The organism is Mesorhizobium sp. M0243 (genome assembly GCF_040321775.1).
Taxonomy (GTDB): domain Bacteria; phylum Pseudomonadota; class Alphaproteobacteria; order Rhizobiales; family Rhizobiaceae; genus Mesorhizobium.
In genome coordinates, this window is sequence record NZ_JAMYSF010000084.1 from 1 (window position 1) to 754 (window position 754).

Consider the following 754-nt stretch of genomic DNA (forward strand, 5'->3'; position numbering starts at 1 on the left):
CTCGATACGGTCCGGCAGTTTGACGAGATAGTCGTTCGCTCCCGCAGCGAACGCCTCGCCCTTGGTGGCTGGATCTTCCTTGCTCGACAGCACAATGACTGGGACCGCGCGTGTCGACCCATGCTTCCTGTATTCTCGCACCAGATGCAGCCCATCGACCCCGGGCATGACGAGATCCTGCAGAATAACCGTTGGCTTTACCTCATCCGCGACCGTCATCGCTCTCAATGGGTCGGTGCAGAAGTGTAAGGAAATATCGGGCGCGGTGGCTAGAGCGCGCCTGACCGCCTCGCAAACCATGATCTGATCATCGATGAGCAGAACCATGGATGAATAATTATCTGCGAGTGGCGGGACCAGCTCTGGTTCTTGCGTCATCGGACGGGCCCTTTCACGTGGAGCGCTCGCAGGCTTCGATTATACGTGAGCCGATAGCACTCAAAGGAAGAATATCAACAGCCGCGCCGATGTCGGCGGCGGCCTTCGGCATGCCATAGACGGCACTGGTTGCTTTATCCTGCGCGATTGTGAGATGCCCCTTGTCGCGGAGCTGTCTCAGCCCGCGCGCACCATCCCTGCCCATGCCTGTGAGCAGAACACCAGTCACCGAGCCGGGCCACCATTGCGCCGCACTTTCGAAGAACACATCTACGGACGGCCGATAAACATTGTCCTTGGGGCTGGGCGTATAGCCAAGTTGCCGAGCTGACTTGAAAACCAGATGATCCGCAGAACTGGCAACGAGAACGGTGCC

2 protein-coding genes are annotated in these 754 nt (G+C 58.5%); both read right to left on the reverse strand.

Annotated elements, in window-relative coordinates; translation table 11 throughout:
- Positions 1 to 378, reverse strand: a 378-nt coding sequence (locus tag NKJ11_RS33725) for a response regulator (RefSeq protein ID WP_352795186.1), incomplete at its 3' end; no start/stop codon positions are given.
- Between the two features lie 13 nt (positions 379 to 391).
- A partial coding sequence (locus NKJ11_RS33730) for a chemotaxis protein CheB (protein WP_352795187.1) occupies positions 392 to 754 on the reverse strand: 363 nt, incomplete at its 5' end.